We start from the raw sequence: 534 nt of genomic DNA on the forward strand, positions 1-534 counted from the left end.
TGCCCAGAGACATGCAGAGCACAGGGGGCATGCCCTCCAGGGTGAAGAGCCTGCACGCCCTGGTCGGGCACGAGCTCGCGGCGCCGGGAACCAACCCGTTCGGCCGCGAGGCCCTCGACGCGCTCGGCGAGTGGTGGGCGGGCGGGCCGTGCTGCTCGCCGGAGCCCGAGAACGCCGTGGCCGAGGGCGCCGTGCCCGAGAACGCCGTGGTCGAAAACGCCGTGGCCGAGGGCGCCGTGGCTGAGAACGTCGTGGTCGAGGGCGGCGCCTCCGGAGACGGGGTCGCCGGACACGACGGGGAGACGGACCTGGGCAGGCCAGGTTCCGCGGTGAAGCCGAGCACTACCACCCAAGAGGAGAGCACGTGACCCGTGTCGCCGCGATCGACTGTGGCACCAACTCCGTCCGCCTGCTCATCGCGGACGTTCACGCCGACACCCTGACCGACGTCGAACGGCGGATGGAGATCGTCAGGCTGGGCCAGGGCGTCGACAGGACGGGCAGGCTGGCCCCCGAGGCGCTGGAGCGCACGTT

1 protein-coding gene and 1 pseudogene are annotated in these 534 nt (G+C 72.3%); both read left to right on the forward strand.

Going from position 1 to position 534, the window contains the following annotated elements; translation table 11 throughout:
* Positions 1-368, forward strand: a 368-nt coding sequence (locus PKE71_RS17575) for a DUF501 domain-containing protein (protein ID WP_271188321.1), incomplete at its 5' end; no start/stop codon positions are given.
* Positions 365-534: pseudogene (locus PKE71_RS17685) on the forward strand (exopolyphosphatase); the annotation flags it as partial. The gene PKE71_RS17575 and the pseudogene PKE71_RS17685, both read left to right, overlap by 4 nt.

The sequence above is a fragment of the Maricaulis virginensis genome (assembly GCF_027922185.1).
Classification (GTDB): domain Bacteria; phylum Pseudomonadota; class Alphaproteobacteria; order Caulobacterales; family Maricaulaceae; genus Maricaulis; species Maricaulis virginensis.